Consider the following 2,581-nt stretch of genomic DNA (forward strand, 5'->3'; position numbering starts at 1 on the left):
ACTACAAAGTTATCAATCACAACTCTGGCATTATTCGTATAGAATGAGCAGTACTCACCTGATGAAAGCTGCTGATTTATTGGCAAGTTGAAGCTAAGTATCCTTAGTCCGTTATGATAAGCAGATAGCGTTTTTTTATCATATAGAACTGACCATTGTCCAATGATCGTTTCCGGACTAATAGATTGGGTAGTCAATACCTGCCCCCCTTGGGGGTTGCTGTATATCAAACTGACACTGTTGGAAGTGACTTTGAGCTTATACCCATAGGCTGAAGATGATGGGTTTGTTGCCAAAGAATAAAGCGAAAAGCCTGTTTCATTACCGGAAAACTCCAAGATGTTCCATTGATATCCGATAATGCCATCTTGTGGGAGAGGTTTTGCGATGTACTTCACACCACTGCTTTGGGGGATTGAAAGGACACCATCATTATTGCTCCATGATCCTGAACTATTACCCCAAGACAAAACAAACTCAGTTTCATTATAGTCGAAATTGTCCACAAGGCCAGTCCGCGAATAGAATTGGGTTTGTTGATTCGGTTTTTCATCATTATAGGTTCCGCTTGGTGTCGATGACACAGACTGGAAGTAAGCAAACCCCTTGATTTCCGTGCATACCTGATCATCATCTCGATAAGCAAGCTCTGGTCTTCTGAATCTGTCGTACGTCATTCTGGTCAAGTTACCATTATCATCGCACTCTGATGTGTTCTGAAGATAAACTGGATCAGTGACGGATGTTTTACAGACTGAATCCAAGGGTAAAAATCTTACTTCGTCAAAGTATGCGGGATAGGCCGGAAGCGATGGATATGGATCGGTATTGTTAACTGAATAGTCTGCTGTGTAGTTGACCAGCATAGCTTGAAGTTCGTCTACGTTACCCTCTATTTCCGATAAATCTAAGGTACACGCGAGCTTTGTCCATTTACCCAAGTTCTGCGCGGTTAGTTTATCTATCGATGAATAATGCCAGGTATTACCTACTTTTGCTTTTAAGCGTACTCCTACATAATCTCCATCTGAATAGCTCGGTATCTCGTAAGCCTTAACCCACGCAGATAACAGATATACTCCATTCTGATCTATGTTAGGGCTAAACAGATTGTGATAAGCCATGTAAGATGACCCGGACTCGTTGTTTTGATCATTAGGATTCCAATGTGCAAAAGCATCAATCTGACAAGACTTGTTTCCAGTGAATGACTCCTGAGAAGTAATCCTTTGGTTCGTAGCAGCAGTTAAATATCCCCATTCTGTGTTATCTCCTTCGAAACCACAGAGATATGCCTCATTATGAGTTGAGTTCACGATCTGACCCTGGATAGCATAATTCACTAAATTACTATTCTCAATAGGATGCCAGTAATTAAACTGGTTGGTAGTATGAATGCCGTCTTTGCCCACCTCTTCAAGGATATTCCCATAAGCGTCACGGGCAATAATCTCACGCTCCTTGCGCCACCCATCTGTATATGTTGGTTCACTTTGGTTGTTCCACCAGTTAGATGTGAAATTACCAGTTCCAGTCCCATTCCAACTAAATGTTTTGTACAAATCCCACTTACCATTTCCCCAATCCTTCCAAGTAACTATATTTTGGGATAAAGGGGTGTTATTTGCCCATTTAGCAGTTTGAACTACGGGAGTAAGTATATTTTTATCTCTAAGATCAGTGTAAATCTCCCAACCATATGAATACTCGATTCTACTTATAACGGGATCATCCTGAAGATAATATTGATCATTTGTCTCCCTTAACAACCGTACTTTTGGATTAATTGTATCTTCCTCAAGCCTTAAAAAAACACCATTGCTTCCGACATCAAAGTACAAATATCCGCGATCTGTACTTATACCTAATGAGTTGGGGTTTTCATAGGGAAAATAGCTCGCTCCAGAAACTTCATTTCCAAACGGATATGAGTCAATTGTGAAGTATTGGGAGGCATCTTGTTCCGAGAAATTGATGTCCAATGCACACCACTTATAGTTATTAAGTAGGATAAGGGGATTAGCACCGTGGTACATGATTCTTCGAACAAGGAGAACATGCATCAGCTTACTTGTATCAGCATTGACACGTACATTACTCACATAAACATAATAATTGTCACTCACGAGGGTCTCTCCCGCATTTAATGGTGATAGAGCAATAAGTAAGTTAGGGGCATTGCCCGTAGAATCTTGTACGTATAGATCATTTGCATTATAATCATCATATTCAAAGGATATGTCACGAATTATACCTTGGCTCTCGACAATTTGGTTGGTAAGAATACACTCATATCCCATTTGTTTCTTGAGATTTCTGGTCGATATTGTCCAATCATAGGTAGTTACTAGCTGCAGTGACCCATCTTGCTTGAATACACTTTCGTCGTAACATTTTCCAGAAAGAAGGTCAAAGAACCTGTAATCCCTTTTATCATTGGGGTTAATAGGGGGAAACACAGATGGCACTCCGTTAAAATATCTTTTTACAATCTTCCCATTATCTTCCTGGTTATTGCTGTTCAAGGGCGTGATCGTTGCAATTTGGTACTGAACAGATTCACATGATTTATCATACTTAC

General features: G+C 40.2%; 1 protein-coding gene. It reads right to left on the reverse strand.

Translation table 11 applies throughout. The features are described from left to right. A partial coding sequence (locus tag LHW48_05550; GenBank protein MCB5259925.1) for a hypothetical protein occupies positions 1–2,459 on the reverse strand: 2,459 nt, incomplete at its 3' end. Positions 2,460–2,581: the final 122 nt, after the last annotated feature.

Source organism: Candidatus Cloacimonadota bacterium, assembly GCA_020532355.1.
Classification (GTDB): domain Bacteria; phylum Cloacimonadota; class Cloacimonadia; order Cloacimonadales; family Cloacimonadaceae; genus UBA5456.